We start from the raw sequence: 14073 nt of genomic DNA, 5'->3' as shown, positions 1-14073 counted from the left end.
AGCTGTATTCAGTCCTTTTCCTTGTTAACAATGCCCCTGAAACCGCCTTTGGTTTCTTTGATGAGATGAGGCGATGGAGGCACGATATCAAACTGCTGGCTCTGTGCTGAAGGGCGTTGTTGTCCGGCGTGGGTTTGGGCTCCACTCACTGAATGTCTTTCAAGTAGTCCTTGAGTGCGATCAGCGGTGCATCAAGTTGCTCCAAGGTCTGAGCACCGCGCAAATCAGCCGACAATCTATGTAGTTCGCGCCCTAGCGGCGTATTTACGCCGCCTATAGCGTCCAGCGCTAAACTCACACAATGCGCCACCCTAAACTGGATACCCTCGACATCCCCCCTACGCACCAGTAACCCAAACACCTCCCGCTCATAATCACTCATGATCGGATCATCCCGCAGAATCGGACTTTCACCTTCCGTCTCATAAGCCAGCTTGAAGGCGAAAAGGGCAACGGTTTCCAGTGGCAATTCCATTGTGTGAATCCTTGATTCGTTAGCCGAGCGTTTCGGGTTGTGGCGTTGAAAAGCGAGATCAAAAGATCGCAGCCTTCGGCAACACCTATGGGGCAGCGGGGCGAGATCACTTTTCTACAGACGAAAAAAAAGGCCTTGCAAAGCAAGACCTTTCTTAATTTTGGTGCCCCGAGGGAGACTCGAACTCCCACTCCTTTCGAAAACGGATTTTGAATCCGCCGCGTCTACCAATTCCGCCATCAGGGCTCAATGGCGGCGAAGTATAGAGATGAGATAACCGTTGGTCAATCAGGTACATGGAGAATTTTTGATATTTCCGCTAGACTTCCCGGCCCTGCTAGACGAACCCCATCATGCGCGTTGCTGACTTTACCTTTGAGCTCCCTGATTCGCTGATTGCTCGCCATCCTTTGGCTGAGCGTCGCGGTAGTCGCCTGTTGACCCTGGACGGGGTCAGTGGCGCCCTGGCACACCGTCAATTCACTGATTTGCTTGAGCATTTGCGCCCGGGCGATTTGATGGTGTTCAACAATACCCGGGTGATTCCGGCGCGGCTGTTTGGTCAGAAGGCTTCCGGCGGCAAGCTGGAAATTCTGGTGGAGCGGGTGCTCGACAGTCATCGCGTGCTGGCGCATGTGCGTTCCAGCAAGTCGCCGAAACCGGGTTCGAAGATCCTGATCGACGGCGGTGGTGAAGCCGAGATGCTGGCGCGTCACGATGCGTTGTTCGAACTGGGGTTTGCCGAAGAGGTGTTGCCGCTGCTCGATCGCGTCGGGCACATGCCGTTGCCTCCTTATATAGACCGCCCGGATGAAGGCTCGGACCGCGAGCGTTATCAGACGGTGTACGCCGAGCGCCTGGGCGCGGTGGCGGCGCCGACGGCGGGGCTGCATTTCGATCAGCCGCTGATGGAAGCGATTGCCGCCAAGGGCATCGAGACCGCGTTCGTGACCTTGCACGTTGGCGCCGGTACCTTTCAGCCGGTGCGGGTCGAGAAGCTTGAAGATCACCATATGCACAGTGAGTGGCTGGAAGTTGGTCAGGACGTGGTCGATGCCGTCGAAGCCTGCCGCGCTCGCGGTGGTCGCGTGGTAGCCGTGGGGACCACCAGCGTGCGTTCCCTGGAAAGTGCCGCGCGCGATGGCGTGCTCAAGCCGTTCAGTGGCGACACCGACATCTTTATCTACCCGGGTCGGCCGTTTCATGTGGTCGATGCCCTGGTCACCAACTTCCATTTGCCCGAATCCACGCTGTTGATGCTGGTTTCGGCATTCGCCGGTTATCCCGAGACCATGGCCGCCTATAAAGCCGCCGTCGACAACGAATACCGCTTTTTCAGCTACGGTGATGCGATGTTTATCACCCGTAATCCCGCGCCTACCGCCCCTAAAGAAACAGGCCCAGAGGAAACAGAATGAGTCGCACCAGTCGCATGTCTTTTGAGCTACTTGCCACAGACGGCAAGGCTCGTCGCGGTCGTTTGACCTTCCCGCGAGGTACCGTCGAGACCCCGGCCTTCATGCCGGTGGGTACCTACGGCACGGTCAAGGGCATGTTGCCGCGGGATATCGTCGCCACCGGCGCGGAAATCATTCTGGGTAACACCTTTCACTTATGGCTGCGTCCTGGCACTGAAGTGATCAAGAAGCACGGCGACCTGCACGATTTCATGCAGTGGAAAGGCCCGATTCTTACAGACTCCGGCGGTTTTCAGGTGTTCAGCCTGGGCGCGATGCGCAAGATCAAGGAGGAGGGCGTGACCTTCGCCTCTCCTGTCGACGGCGCCAAAGTGTTCATGGGCCCGGAAGAGTCGATGCAGGTCCAGCGCGATCTGGGCTCGGACATCGTGATGATTTTCGACGAATGCACCCCGTACCCGGCCGATGAAGACGTCGCTCGCGTCTCGATGGAGCTGTCGTTGCGTTGGGCCCAGCGTTCGAAAAACGCCCATGGCGATAACACGGCGGCGCTGTTCGGCATCGTTCAGGGCGGTATGCACCAGGATTTGCGCATGCGCTCCCTGGAAGGCCTCGACAAGATCGGCTTTGACGGCCTGGCCATCGGCGGTCTGTCGGTGGGCGAGCCCAAGCACGAGATGATCAAGGTGCTGGATTATCTGCCGGGCCAGATGCCGGCTGACAAACCTCGTTACCTTATGGGCGTTGGCAAACCGGAAGATCTGGTTGAGGGTGTGCGCCGCGGTGTGGACATGTTCGATTGCGTGATGCCAACCCGTAATGCCCGCAATGGGCATCTGTTCATTGATACAGGCGTGCTGAAGATCCGTAACGCGTTCCATCGCCATGATGATTCGCCGCTCGATCCAACCTGCGATTGCTACACCTGCCAGAACTTCTCCCGTGCTTATCTGCACCATCTGGACAAGTGCGGCGAAATGCTGGGTAGCATGTTGAATACCATCCACAATTTGCGCCATTATCAGGTGCTTATGGCTGGTTTGCGCGAGGCTATTCAACAGGGTACATTGGCCGCCTTTGTCGATGCCTTCTACGCCAAACGCGGGTTATCTGTTCCGCCTTTGGACTGAGTTTTCTGACCCCAAGATTCAACATTTGCAACTGGAGTGCTAAATGAGCTTTTTTATCTCTAATGCCATGGCTGACGCTGCTGCACCTGCGGCAGGCCCGATGGGCGGCGGCTTTGAGTGGATTTTCCTGGTCGGTTTCCTGGTCATCTTCTACCTGATGATCTGGCGTCCACAGGCCAAGCGCGCCAAAGAGCAGAAAAACCTGCTGGGCAGCCTGCAAAAAGGTGACGAAGTTGTGACCACCGGCGGTATCGCCGGCAAGATCACCAAAGTGTCCGACGACTTCGTTGTTCTGGAAGTCTCCGACACCGTCGAAATGAAATTCCAGAAAGGCGCCATCGCCGCCACGCTGCCAAAAGGCACGCTCAAAGCGATCTAAGTTTCAACTTCTACTCAATCGACGGGGCGCGCAAGGCGCCCCGCGTCATAAGCGGGCGGCGTGATGCTGAACAAATACCCTCTGTGGAAATACATTCTGATCCTGGCGGTGCTGGCGGTCGGTCTGATTTATTCCGCTCCCAATCTATACCCTGATGACCCGGCCATTCAGGTCAGCGGTGCAAGCACTGCACTGCAGGTTACTCAGGCTGATCTGGATCGTGTGAGCACCGCGCTCAAGGAATCCGGGATCAACGTCAAGGCGGCCACTTTGGCTGCGGGCGGCAAGGGCGGTCTGATCCGTCTGATCAAGGCTGAAGATCAGCTGCCAGCCAAAGACGTTGTGCGCAAGGCATTGGGTGATGACTACGTCGTTGCACTGAACCTGGCACAAACCACCCCGCAATGGCTGCGCAGCTTTGGCGCGCACCCGATGAAGCTGGGTCTGGACTTGTCCGGTGGTGTGCACTTCCTGTTGGAAGTGGACATGGACAAAGCCCTCGACGCACGCCTGAAAGTCTACGAAGGCGACGTCAAGAGCCTGTTGCGCAAAGAGCGTCTGCGCTATCGCAGCCTGCCGCAACTGGGTGGTGCCATTCAGCTGGGCTTCACTGATGAAGCAGCCCGTGAAGAAGCGCGTGCGCTGATTCGCAAGAACTTCAACGATTTCGACATTGTTCCGGCCGACCTCAATGGCCAACCGGTACTGCGTCTGGCGATGACCCCGGCCAAGCTGGCGGAAATCCGCGAATACTCCATCAAGCAGAACTTGACCACGGTACGTAACCGCGTCAACGAGCTGGGTGTTGCCGAACCTATCGTTCAGCGCCAAGGCGCCAACCGCATCGTGGTTGAGCTGCCGGGCGTGCAAGACACTGCAGAAGCCAAGCGTATCCTCGGCAAAACGGCCAACCTTGAGTTCCGTCTGGCGGCTGAGCCAGGCGCTTCGAAAGCCACTTCCGAGGAATTCGAGTTCCGTGAAGGCAAGCGTCCTCCGGCGCTGATCGAACGTGGCCTGATCATCACCGGTGACCAGGTGACAGACGCCAAGGCTGGCTTCGGCGAGCACGGCACGCCAGAAGTGAACATCCGTCTGGATGGCCACGGCGGCGAGCTGATGAGTCGGGCGACTCGCAGCAACGTCGGTCGCAGCATGGCCGTGATCTTCATCGAACAACGTCCGGTCACCACTTACACCAAGCAAGTGATCAACGGCGTCGAGAAAGACGTGCCGGTTCAGACGTTTAAAGAAGAGAAGAAGATCATCAGCCTGGCGACCATCCAGTCGCCGCTGGGTGCCCAGTTCCGCATCACTGGCCTGAATGGCCAGGGCGAATCGTCCGAACTGGCGCTGCTGCTGCGTGCCGGTGGTCTGGCGGCACCGATGTACTTCGCTGAAGAGCGCACCATCGGCCCAAGCCTGGGTGCCGACAACATCACCAAAGGTATCGATGCATCGCTGTGGGGCATGCTGTTTGTCTCGCTGTTCATCATGGCCATCTACCGCTTCTTCGGCCTCATCGCCACCGTCGCGCTGACGGTGAACATGGTGATGCTGCTGGCCTTGATGTCGCTGCTGGGTGCAACACTGACCCTGCCGGGTATCGCCGGTATCGTGTTGACCATGGGTATGGCGGTCGACGCCAACGTACTGATCTTCTCGCGGATACGTGAAGAGATCGCGGCTGGCATGACTGTGCAGCGGGCAATCAACGAAGGCTTCGGCCGGGCATTCACCGCGATTCTCGACGCCAACCTGACTACCTTGTTGGTCGGCGGGATTCTCTTTGCCATGGGCACCGGCCCGGTCAAAGGCTTCGCAGTGACCATGTCCCTCGGGATCTTTACCTCGATGTTCACGGCCATCATGGTGACCCGCGCGATGGTCAACCTGATCTTCGGCGGTCGTGACTTCAAGAAGTTGTGGATTTAAGGGGCTGCCATGTTACGTACAATCAACTTCATGGGCGTTCGCAACTTCGCGTTCGGCGTCACATTGTTCCTCACGGCATTGGCATTGTTCAGTGTTGCCACCAAGGGCATGAACTGGGGCCTGGACTTCACCGGCGGTACGCTCATCGAGCTGACCTACGAGCGTCCGGCCGATGTCACCAAGGTGCGTGAGCAACTGGTTACAGCGGGTTATCACGAAGCGATCGTACAGAGCTTCGGTGCGACTACCGATTTGCTGGTGCGTATGCCAGGTGAAGACCCGCAGCTGGGTCATCAGGTGGCCGAGGCCTTGCAGAAGGTCGGTGGCGAGAACCCTGCGGTGGTCAAGCGCGTCGAATTCGTCGGCCCTCAGGTCGGTGAAGAGCTGCGCGACCAGGGCGGCCTCGGCATGCTGATGGCGCTGGGCGGCATTTTGATCTACCTGGCTTTCCGCTTTCAGTGGAAATTCGCGGTCGGTGCGATCGTATCCTTGATCCACGACGTGATCGTGACCATCGGTATCCTGTCGTTCTTCCAGATCACCTTCGACCTGACGGTACTGGCGGCGGTTCTGGCGATCATCGGTTACTCGCTCAACGACACCATCGTGGTATTCGACCGGGTTCGTGAGAACTTCCGGGTCCTGCGCAAGGCCAGCCTGATCGAGAACATCAACATCTCGACCACGCAAACCCTGCTGCGGACCATGGCGACGTCGATTTCCACCTTGCTGGCGATCGCGGCCCTGTTGTTCTTTGGTGGCGACAACCTGTTCGGCTTCTCCATTGCCCTGTTCATCGGTGTTCTGGCGGGTACTTACTCGTCGATCTACATCGCGAACGTGGTGCTGATCTGGCTGAACCTGAACAGCGAGGACCTGATTCCTGCTGCGGCGGTCGAGACGGAGGTCGACGACCGTCCATAACGGTTATCACTTTTCCAGCTGTAAGCCGAGAAGGCGCGAGTATTGAACTCGCGCCTTTTTTTATGCTCCAAGGCTGGGAGAAGCGCGGGCATGTCCCGCATGTGATGGTCAGGAGGTTCATGTGAACAAGTCGATGCTGGTTGGTGCAGTATTGGGTGCTGTTGGTGTGACGGCCGGGGGTGCTGTTGCCACCTACAGCCTGGTCAAAAAAAGCGGCCCTGAGTATGCGCAAGTTCTAGCCGTTGAACCGGTCAAGACACAAATCAAGACTCCACGTGAAGTATGCAAGGACGTTGCAGTAACCCGGCAAGCGCCGGTAAAAGATCAACACCAGATCGCCGGTACGGTGGTCGGCGCGCTGGCGGGTGGCCTGTTGGGCAACCAGATCGGCGGCGGTACAGGCAAGAAAATCGCCACAGTGGCCGGTGCGGTCGGCGGCGGTTATGCGGGTAACAAGGTGCAGGAGGGCATGCAGGAGCGTGATACCTACACCACCACTCAAACCCGCTGTAACACCGTGAATGACATCAGCGACAAGGTTGTAGGCTACGACGTTCGTTATTCGCTGGATGGCAAGGAAGGCAAAGTGCGGATGGATCGCGATCCGGGCAACCAGATTCCGGTCGACAAGGAAGGCAAGTTGATCCTGGGGCAAAACGAACCGGCTCAACAATAAGCTGAGCGCCTCACGCAAAAAAGAAGCATCCCGCAGGGGATGCTTTTTTTGTGCCTGAATTTTATGTGTCAGTGCCAACGTGCTATGAAAGACTCTTCATTTTTCGCGGCCTTACGCCTGCCTGTCTGAGACCCCATGCCTGCCATCGATCATCCCCTGATAGACCAGTTCCTCGACGCCCTGTGGCTGGAAAAAGGCCTTTCCGATAACACCCGCGATGCCTATCGCAGTGACCTGGCCTTGTTCAACGGCTGGTTGCAGGAAAAAGGCCTGGAACTGATCAACGCCGGACGCGAGTTGATCCTCGATCACTTGGCCTGGCGTCTGGAGCAAAACTACAAACCCCGTTCTACTGCGCGATTTCTCTCTGGTGTGCGTGGCTTCTATCGCTATTTGCTGCGGGAAAAGCTGATCGCTGTCGATCCGACCTTGCGCGTCGATATGCCGCAACTGGGTAGGCCGTTGCCTAAATCCTTGTCGGAGGCCGATGTGGAGGCGCTGTTGGCAGCGCCAGACCTGAGCGAAGCCATCGGCCAGCGGGACCGCGCCATGCTTGAGGTGCTTTATGCCTGTGGCTTGCGGGTGACGGAGCTGATCAGCCTGACGCTGGAACAGGTCAACCTGCGTCAGGGCGTGCTGCGGGTGATGGGCAAGGGCAGCAAGGAGCGGCTGGTGCCGATGGGCGAGGAGGCGATTGTCTGGGTCGAGCGCTACATGCGCGACGCCCGTGGCGAGTTGCTGGGCGGACGTCCCAGCGATGTGCTGTTCCCCAGCCTTCGCGGCGAACAGATGACCCGCCAGACCTTCTGGCATCGCATCAAGCACCAGGCCAAGGTCGCCGGGATCGGCAAGTCGCTGTCGCCGCACACCCTGCGCCATGCCTTTGCCACGCACTTGCTCAACCACGGTGCCGACCTTCGAGTGGTGCAAATGCTGCTCGGCCACAGCGATCTTTCGACCACCCAGATCTATACTCACGTCGCCCGCGCACGCTTGCAGGACCTGCACGCCAAACATCACCCGCGCGGCTAACACCGCTCCTGTAATGGAAATGCTGACCTGTGGTGAGGGGGGCTTGTCGGAACGCCGCACCGCCCCGTTCGGTTGCGAAGCAGCCCCTCTTTGGCGATCTTTATCCGATATATGGACCGAGGCGTGAGGATTGACGACTGCTGCGCAGCCGAACGGGGGCAAGCCCCCTCGCCACAGGGGCCTTATGTGGTAGGCTTTGCCGGTTTGTACGATGGGCGGTTATGACCCGGTGTTTCGCCATGGGTGTTCTGATCGTCCCATTTGTCCGCCTTCAGGAGTTCTCATGCGTCTGACCCAGATTTTCGCCGCCGCCGCCATTGCGTTGGTCAGCACCTTTGCCGTCGCCGATGACGCGGCCGACAAAGCCATTCGTAAAAGCCTGGAAAACCTCAATCTCGACGTGCCGGTCGAAACCATCACCGCCAGCCCGCTGCCAGGTCTGTACGAAGTCAAACTCAAGGGCAGCCGCGTGCTTTACGCCAGCGCCGACGGCCAGTACGTTGTTCAGGGCTACATGTTCCAGCTCAAGGACGGCAAACCGGTCAACCTGACCGAGAAGACCGAGCGCCTGGGCATTTCCAAACTGATCAACAACATTCCCGTGGCTGAAACCGTGGTCTACCCGGCTATCGGCGAAACCAAGTCGCACATCACCGTCTTTACCGACACTACTTGCCCGTACTGCCATAAGCTGCACGCCGAAGTGCCGGAGCTGAACAAACTGGGTATCGAAGTGCGTTATGTTGCATTCCCGCGCCAGGGCCTTGGCTCGCCGGGTGACGAACAACTGCAAGCCGTGTGGTGCTCCAAGGACAAGAAAGCGGCCATGGACAAAATGGTCGATGGCAAGGAAATCAAGGCCGCCAAGTGCGAGAACCCGGTTTCCAAACAGTTCGCCCTCGGTCAGTCGATTGGCGTGAACGGTACACCGGCCATCGTTTTGGCCGACGGACAGGTCATTCCGGGCTACCAGCCTGCGCCACAAGTCGCCAAACTGGCACTGGGCGCGAAATAATTTCGCATCGTCATGGTCAGCCTTTGACGATCATGGTTCGACGGCAATATTGTCGGGCCATTAATAGAGAGCCGCGAGTATGCGGCTGTTTTCACGGCCGGCCTTGAGTCGGCCGTTTTATGGGGAGTTCACAGTGAAACCGGTCAAAGTAGGCATCTGTGGGTTAGGGACCGTCGGTGGCGGTACCTTCAACGTACTTCAGCGCAACGCCGAGGAAATTGCTCGTCGTGCCGGGCGTGGAATCGAAGTGGCACAAATTGCCATGCGCACGCCAAAGCCTCAGTTCCAGACGACCGGTATTGCGATTACCAACGATGTGTTCGAAGTGGCCACGAACCCTGAGATCGACATCGTTATAGAGCTGATGGGCGGCTACACCGTTGCCCGCGAGCTGGTACTCAAGGCCATCGAGAATGGCAAGCATGTGGTCACCGCGAACAAGGCACTGATTGCCGTTCACGGTAATGAAATTTTCGCCAAGGCCCGCGAGAAGGGCGTCATCGTGGCGTTCGAAGCGGCCGTGGCCGGTGGCATCCCGGTGATCAAGGCGATCCGTGAAGGTTTGTCCGCCAACCGCATCAACTGGGTGGCCGGGATCATCAACGGCACCGGCAACTTCATCCTCACCGAAATGCGTGAGAAGGGTCGCACCTTCGAAGACGTACTCGCCGAGGCGCAAGCCCTGGGTTACGCCGAAGCCGATCCGACTTTCGACGTCGAAGGCATCGACGCAGCCCACAAGCTGACGATCCTGGCGTCCATCGCGTTCGGCATTCCGCTGCAATTCGATAAGGCTTACACCGAAGGCATCACCAAGCTGACTACCGCTGACGTGAATTACGCCGAAGCGCTGGGCTATCGCATCAAGCACCTGGGCGTGGCGCGCAGCACCGCGGCCGGCATCGAGCTGCGTGTGCACCCGACGCTGATCCCGGCCGACCGCTTGATCGCCAACGTCAACGGCGTGATGAACGCGGTGATGGTCAACGGCGATGCTGCCGGTTCGACCCTGTTCTACGGCGCCGGCGCCGGCATGGAGCCGACGGCTTCGTCGGTGATCGCTGACCTGGTGGACGTGGTTCGCGCCATGACCTCCGACCCGGAAAACCGCGTACCGCACCTGGCCTTCCAGCCGGATTCGCTGTCGGCTCATCCGATCCTGCCGATCGAAGCCTGCGAAAGCGCTTACTACCTGCGCATTCAGGCCAAGGACCATCCGGGCGTACTGGCTCAGGTGGCGAGCATCCTGTCGGAGCGCGGCATCAACATCGAATCGATCATGCAGAAAGAAGTCGAAGAGCATGACGGTCTGGTGCCAATGATCCTGCTGACGCACCGTGTGCTGGAACAGCACATGAACGACGCGATCACCGCCCTGGAAGCCTTGGAAGGCGTGGTCGGCCCGGTCGTACGGATCCGCGTCGAGCACCTGAACTAAACAAAGCAGCGGCAAGCTGCAAGCTTCAAGCGGCAAGTTAAGGGCAGTTTGTATTTAACTTGTAGCTTGTAGCTTGTAGCTTGTAGCCCAAACCGAAGGTTTGCCCTTATGCGTTATATCAGTACCCGCGGCCAGGCACCGGCCCTGAATTTCGAAGATGTCCTGCTGGCCGGTCTCGCCACCGACGGCGGTCTGTACGTCCCGGAAAACCTGCCACGCTTCACCCAGGAAGAGATCGCTTCCTGGGCCGGCCTGCCGTATCACGAACTGGCCTTCCGGGTGATGCGCCCGTTCGTTGGCGGCAGCATCCCCGATGCCGATTTCAAAAAGATTCTTGAAGAAACCTATTCTTCGTCAGAGCAGGGCGTCTTTTCCCACAACGCCGTGGCACCGTTGCGTCAGCTGAATGGCAACGAATGGGTACTGGAGCTGTTCCACGGCCCGACCCTGGCGTTCAAGGACTTCGCCCTGCAACTGCTGGGTCGTCTGCTCGACTACGTGCTGGAAAAGCGCGGCGAGCGCGTGGTGATTGTTGGCGCTACCTCCGGCGACACCGGTTCGGCGGCGATCGAAGGTTGCAAGCACTGCGAAAACGTCGACATCTTCATCCTGCACCCGCACAACCGTGTGTCCGAAGTGCAGCGTCGCCAGATGACCACCATTTTCGGCGAGAACATCCATAACATCGCCATCGAAGGCAACTTCGATGACTGCCAGGAAATGGTCAAGGCCAGCTTCGCCGACCAGAGCTTCCTCAAGGGCACGCGCCTGGTGGCGGTGAACTCGATCAACTGGGCGCGGATCATGGCCCAGATCGTTTACTACTTCCACGCAGCCCTGCAACTGGGCGGCCCGGCGCGTTCGGTGTCGTTCTCGGTGCCGACCGGCAACTTCGGCGATATCTTCGCCGGTTACCTGGCGCGCAACATGGGCCTGCCGATCAACCAGTTGATCGTCGCCACCAACCGCAACGACATCCTGCACCGCTTCATGAGCGGCAATCAGTACGTCAAGGAAACCCTGCACGCCACACTGTCGCCGTCCATGGACATCATGGTCTCGTCGAACTTCGAACGCCTGCTGTTCGACCTGCACGGTCGCAACGGCGCGGCGATTGCCGGTTTGATGGACACCTTCAAGCAGGGCGGCGGTTTCAGCGTCGAAGAGGAACGCTGGACCGAGGCACGCAAACTGTTCGATTCGCTGGCCGTGGACGACGCCCAAACGTGCGAAACCATTGCCGAAGTCTTTGAGCAAACCGGCGAGCTGCTGGACCCTCACACTGCCATCGGCGTGAAGGCCGCGCGCGAATGCCGTCGTAGCCTGGATATCCCGATGGTGATCCTTGGCACGGCCCATCCGGTCAAATTCCCGGACGCAGTGGAAAAAGCTGGCGTAGGAAAAGCGCTCGAACTACCTGCACATCTTTCTGATTTGTTTGAGCGAGATGAGCGTTGCACCGTATTGCCGAACGACCTGAAAGCCGTGCAGGCCTTTGTCAGTCAGCATGGCAACCGCGGCAAGCCGCTGTAACCGGCAAAAGCTGTCACATTTTGAAGCCCGTCTCCTGACGGGCTTTCTCATTTCTGCATGCCACACTTGTCGGGTTTCGTAAAAGAAGAGCCGCCCATGAAGGACGGGCGAGACGATCACCAAGGAAGTGGCAATGCTGTTTTTTAGAGGGTTTAAACCAGCCGTGTGCTGGATGTTTTTGCTGGGCGCCCTGGGCTTGGGGCAATGGGTAACGGCCGCTCAATTGGCGACGCATGAATCCCGGGAGTCAGTCACCGTCGCGCGCATTGAGCTGGACGCTCAGGAACGGCAATGGATTGCTGAACATCCAATGGTTATCGTCGCATCGACGCAGTACCCGCTGTATCTGTTCAAGGATGAGCACGGTCACTGGAGCGGTTTGAACAATGATGTGCTCAACCGCATCAGCGCCATGACCGGCTTGCGGTTCGTCCATGAAGAGTCGTTTTCCACCGACCAACTGCTGGAGCGACTGGAACGTGGCGCGGCGGACATGAGCACGACGCTGGCCATGAATGACGAGCGCAAGGTGTTTCTGGATTTCAGCCATGCGTTCGGCGGGGCGGGCTGGGTACTCGTGGGACTGGCCGGCTCGCCTGCGTTACAGTCCCTGGAACAGCTTTCGAAAAGAGTCCTGGTGCTGCCGACCCGGCACGCCCTGGAAGGGGTGATTCGTCGTGACTACCCGGCGATCGAGCTGCGCTCGGTCAAAACCTACGGCGAAGCCCGGGCACTGGTGGAAAGTGGCGAGGCCTACGCCACCATCGAAAACGAAATCGGAGCGCAGCTCTATCCCTCGGGTCGGCTCAAGGTAGGGCATGCGGTGGAGGGCAAATGGGAGGCAGATCATTTGGCAGTCCGCAAAGGACAGCCGCAGTTATTGAGCGTCCTCAACAAGGCGCTCGAAGCGTTTCCGCCCGCCGAATTACGCGCCATGCGGCTGAAATGGCTGAACGGAATTGCGCCGGTACACGCGCCTTCGGCCTGGCAGCGTATAACCCAGTGGGGCTGTTGGGGCCTATTCATCGTTAGCCTGTTCGGTGTGCTCTCATTGCTTTGGAATCGCCGGCTCGCTGCACTGATCAAGCAACGTCTGGACGCGGAAAAAGACCGCAATGACCAGCTCGCCTTCCAGCACGCATTGATAGACGCCATGCCCGATCCGATGTTCGTGCGCGATCTGGAAGGGCGTTTGATCATGTGCAACAAAAGTTATGAGGAACGCTTGTCGACCCGTTTCGACCAGGTGCAGGGGCGACAACTGATCGAACTAGATGTCTTGCCCAAAGAGACCGCCGAGCAGTTGCACGCCGAGTTCATGATTCAGCTCGGTACTCGCAAGACCCGCTTCAGCGAACGTCAGTTGATGTTCAAGGATGGCGTCAGGGACATCTACCAGTGGACAGTGCCGTTCTACAGTGCGGACGGTCAATTGCGAGGCCTGCTGGGCGGATGGAGCGATATCGGCAAGCGTACGAGGCAGGTATGAAGCGGCAATGCCAGTCAGTCAGGCGCAATCCCTGTGGGAGCGGGCTGGCATCAAGCGTGAATCAGCTGTTTTTTTACTGTCATCTTTACCGTGCATGCTCCAACTACCAGAGGCGCCGGTGCGCCTGCCGTTGGAATCCAGAACTTTCTTCTCGGGCCTGTGGTCATTTACTGTGGACACGCCCCAGGCACTTTGTTTTCGGACTATTGAGTGGTGATCGAGATGGAAAGTATCAGTCTATTGCTCGGTGAGGCTCTGAGCCCGTATCAGGTCAAGTTGACCCCATCGGGTGCCCATGGCGAATGCCTGGTGACACTGAAGAGTACGAGCGGCGCTATCGTGGTCGAGCGGATGTTCAATCAGGCCCAGTTAACCGATAAACGTCTGCTGACGGATGTCGTCGACGGGCTGCACCGCGACGTGCTGATCGCTGAAGGACGCCTGGAGCCCTGTGTCATCGCGGCGTTGCGTAATGCTGCTCAGGACAAGATCCTGGCCAGCCGAAATTGAATTGTTTTTTGTGGGAACCTTCCTGCGCCAAGGTCAGTCAGACCATGTAACAGCAGGATCAAGCATTGTGCTCCGGTGCTTGTAGCTTGTTGCTACTGGTCTTTATGTAGGCCACGTTTAAC

13 protein-coding genes and 1 tRNA gene are annotated in these 14073 nt (G+C 58.3%); 12 read left to right on the top strand and 2 right to left on the bottom strand.

The annotated features are described in order from the left end of the window. Positions 1-145: 145 nt before the first annotated feature. Positions 146-475 (bottom strand): hypothetical protein, encoded by a 330-nt coding sequence (locus AB4O41_RS11810; RefSeq protein ID WP_460147837.1) that lies wholly within the window; start codon positions 473-475, stop codon positions 146-148. Between the two features lie 161 nt (positions 476-636). After that, positions 637-721: transfer RNA gene (locus tag AB4O41_RS11805), tRNA-Leu, on the bottom strand. Positions 722-828: 107 nt separating this feature from the next. Between AB4O41_RS11805 and queA the strand changes: the two genes are divergently transcribed. The 12 genes from queA (at position 829) to AB4O41_RS11745 (ending at position 13951) form a co-directional block, all read left to right on the top strand. Next, complete coding sequence (gene queA, locus AB4O41_RS11800; protein WP_367374286.1) at positions 829-1893, top strand: tRNA preQ1(34) S-adenosylmethionine ribosyltransferase-isomerase QueA; 1065 nt, start codon at positions 829-831, stop codon at positions 1891-1893. Positions 1894-1907: 14 nt separating this feature from the next. After that, entirely contained in the window at positions 1908-3023 is a 1116-nt protein-coding gene (gene tgt, locus AB4O41_RS11795; RefSeq protein WP_460148335.1) for a tRNA guanosine(34) transglycosylase Tgt, read from the top strand. Between the two features lie 43 nt (positions 3024-3066). Then, the gene (gene yajC, locus AB4O41_RS11790) at positions 3067-3402 is read left to right on the top strand and encodes a preprotein translocase subunit YajC (protein WP_008014002.1); all 336 of its coding nucleotides are present in this window, start codon (positions 3067-3069) and stop codon (positions 3400-3402) included. A 63-nt stretch (positions 3403-3465) separates the two neighbouring features. After that, positions 3466-5334, top strand: coding sequence for a protein translocase subunit SecD (gene secD, locus AB4O41_RS11785; protein WP_460147836.1), 1869 nt, complete (start codon positions 3466-3468; stop codon positions 5332-5334). Between the two features lie 9 nt (positions 5335-5343). Beyond that, entirely contained in the window at positions 5344-6258 is a 915-nt protein-coding gene (secF, locus tag AB4O41_RS11780; protein ID WP_460147835.1) for a protein translocase subunit SecF, read from the top strand. Positions 6259-6379: 121 nt separating this feature from the next. Beyond that, positions 6380-6934, top strand: a complete 555-nt coding sequence (locus AB4O41_RS11775) for a glycine zipper 2TM domain-containing protein (protein WP_038979087.1) — start codon at positions 6380-6382, stop codon at positions 6932-6934. A 135-nt stretch (positions 6935-7069) separates the two neighbouring features. Beyond that, positions 7070-7966 (top strand): site-specific tyrosine recombinase XerD, encoded by an 897-nt coding sequence (xerD, locus tag AB4O41_RS11770; RefSeq protein ID WP_019651849.1) that lies wholly within the window; start codon positions 7070-7072, stop codon positions 7964-7966. Positions 7967-8249: 283 nt separating this feature from the next. Then, positions 8250-8981, top strand: a complete 732-nt coding sequence (dsbC, locus tag AB4O41_RS11765) for a bifunctional protein-disulfide isomerase/oxidoreductase DsbC (protein ID WP_123719896.1) — start codon at positions 8250-8252, stop codon at positions 8979-8981. A 133-nt stretch (positions 8982-9114) separates the two neighbouring features. After that, positions 9115-10419, top strand: coding sequence for a homoserine dehydrogenase (locus AB4O41_RS11760; protein ID WP_052964768.1), 1305 nt, complete (start codon positions 9115-9117; stop codon positions 10417-10419). Between the two features lie 108 nt (positions 10420-10527). Then, positions 10528-11952, top strand: a complete 1425-nt coding sequence (thrC, locus tag AB4O41_RS11755) for a threonine synthase (protein ID WP_367374289.1) — start codon at positions 10528-10530, stop codon at positions 11950-11952. A gap of 133 nt (positions 11953-12085) precedes the next feature. Further along, the gene (locus AB4O41_RS11750) at positions 12086-13441 is read left to right on the top strand and encodes a transporter substrate-binding domain-containing protein (protein WP_460147834.1); all 1356 of its coding nucleotides are present in this window, start codon (positions 12086-12088) and stop codon (positions 13439-13441) included. 222 nt (positions 13442-13663) lie between these two features. Then, positions 13664-13951, top strand: coding sequence for a DUF3509 domain-containing protein (locus tag AB4O41_RS11745; RefSeq protein WP_460147833.1), 288 nt, complete (start codon positions 13664-13666; stop codon positions 13949-13951). Positions 13952-14073 lie beyond the last annotated feature (122 nt).

This window comes from Pseudomonas sp. S2_A02, from assembly GCF_054668495.1.
The sequence above is the reverse complement of the archived record's forward strand: the minus strand, read 5'-3'. Positions and strand labels throughout refer to the sequence as shown.

What these genes read in the sequence shown, in the direction of transcription:
- AB4O41_RS11810 (WP_460147837.1), bottom strand. Translation starts at nt 475, where the DNA reads ATGGAATTGCCACTGGAAACCGTTGCCCTTTTCGCCTTCAAGCTGGCT.
- queA (WP_367374286.1), top strand. Translation starts at nt 829, where the DNA reads ATGCGCGTTGCTGACTTTACCTTTGAGCTCCCTGATTCGCTGATTGCT.
- tgt (WP_460148335.1), top strand. Translation starts at nt 1,908, where the DNA reads ATGTCTTTTGAGCTACTTGCCACAGACGGCAAGGCTCGTCGCGGTCGT.
- yajC (WP_008014002.1), top strand. Translation starts at nt 3,067, where the DNA reads ATGAGCTTTTTTATCTCTAATGCCATGGCTGACGCTGCTGCACCTGCG.
- secD (WP_460147836.1), top strand. Translation starts at nt 3,466, where the DNA reads ATGCTGAACAAATACCCTCTGTGGAAATACATTCTGATCCTGGCGGTG.
- secF (WP_460147835.1), top strand. Translation starts at nt 5,344, where the DNA reads ATGTTACGTACAATCAACTTCATGGGCGTTCGCAACTTCGCGTTCGGC.
- xerD (WP_019651849.1), top strand. Translation starts at nt 7,070, where the DNA reads ATGCCTGCCATCGATCATCCCCTGATAGACCAGTTCCTCGACGCCCTG.
- dsbC (WP_123719896.1), top strand. Translation starts at nt 8,250, where the DNA reads ATGCGTCTGACCCAGATTTTCGCCGCCGCCGCCATTGCGTTGGTCAGC.
- thrC (WP_367374289.1), top strand. Translation starts at nt 10,528, where the DNA reads ATGCGTTATATCAGTACCCGCGGCCAGGCACCGGCCCTGAATTTCGAA.
- AB4O41_RS11750 (WP_460147834.1), top strand. Translation starts at nt 12,086, where the DNA reads ATGCTGTTTTTTAGAGGGTTTAAACCAGCCGTGTGCTGGATGTTTTTG.
- AB4O41_RS11745 (WP_460147833.1), top strand. Translation starts at nt 13,664, where the DNA reads ATGGAAAGTATCAGTCTATTGCTCGGTGAGGCTCTGAGCCCGTATCAG.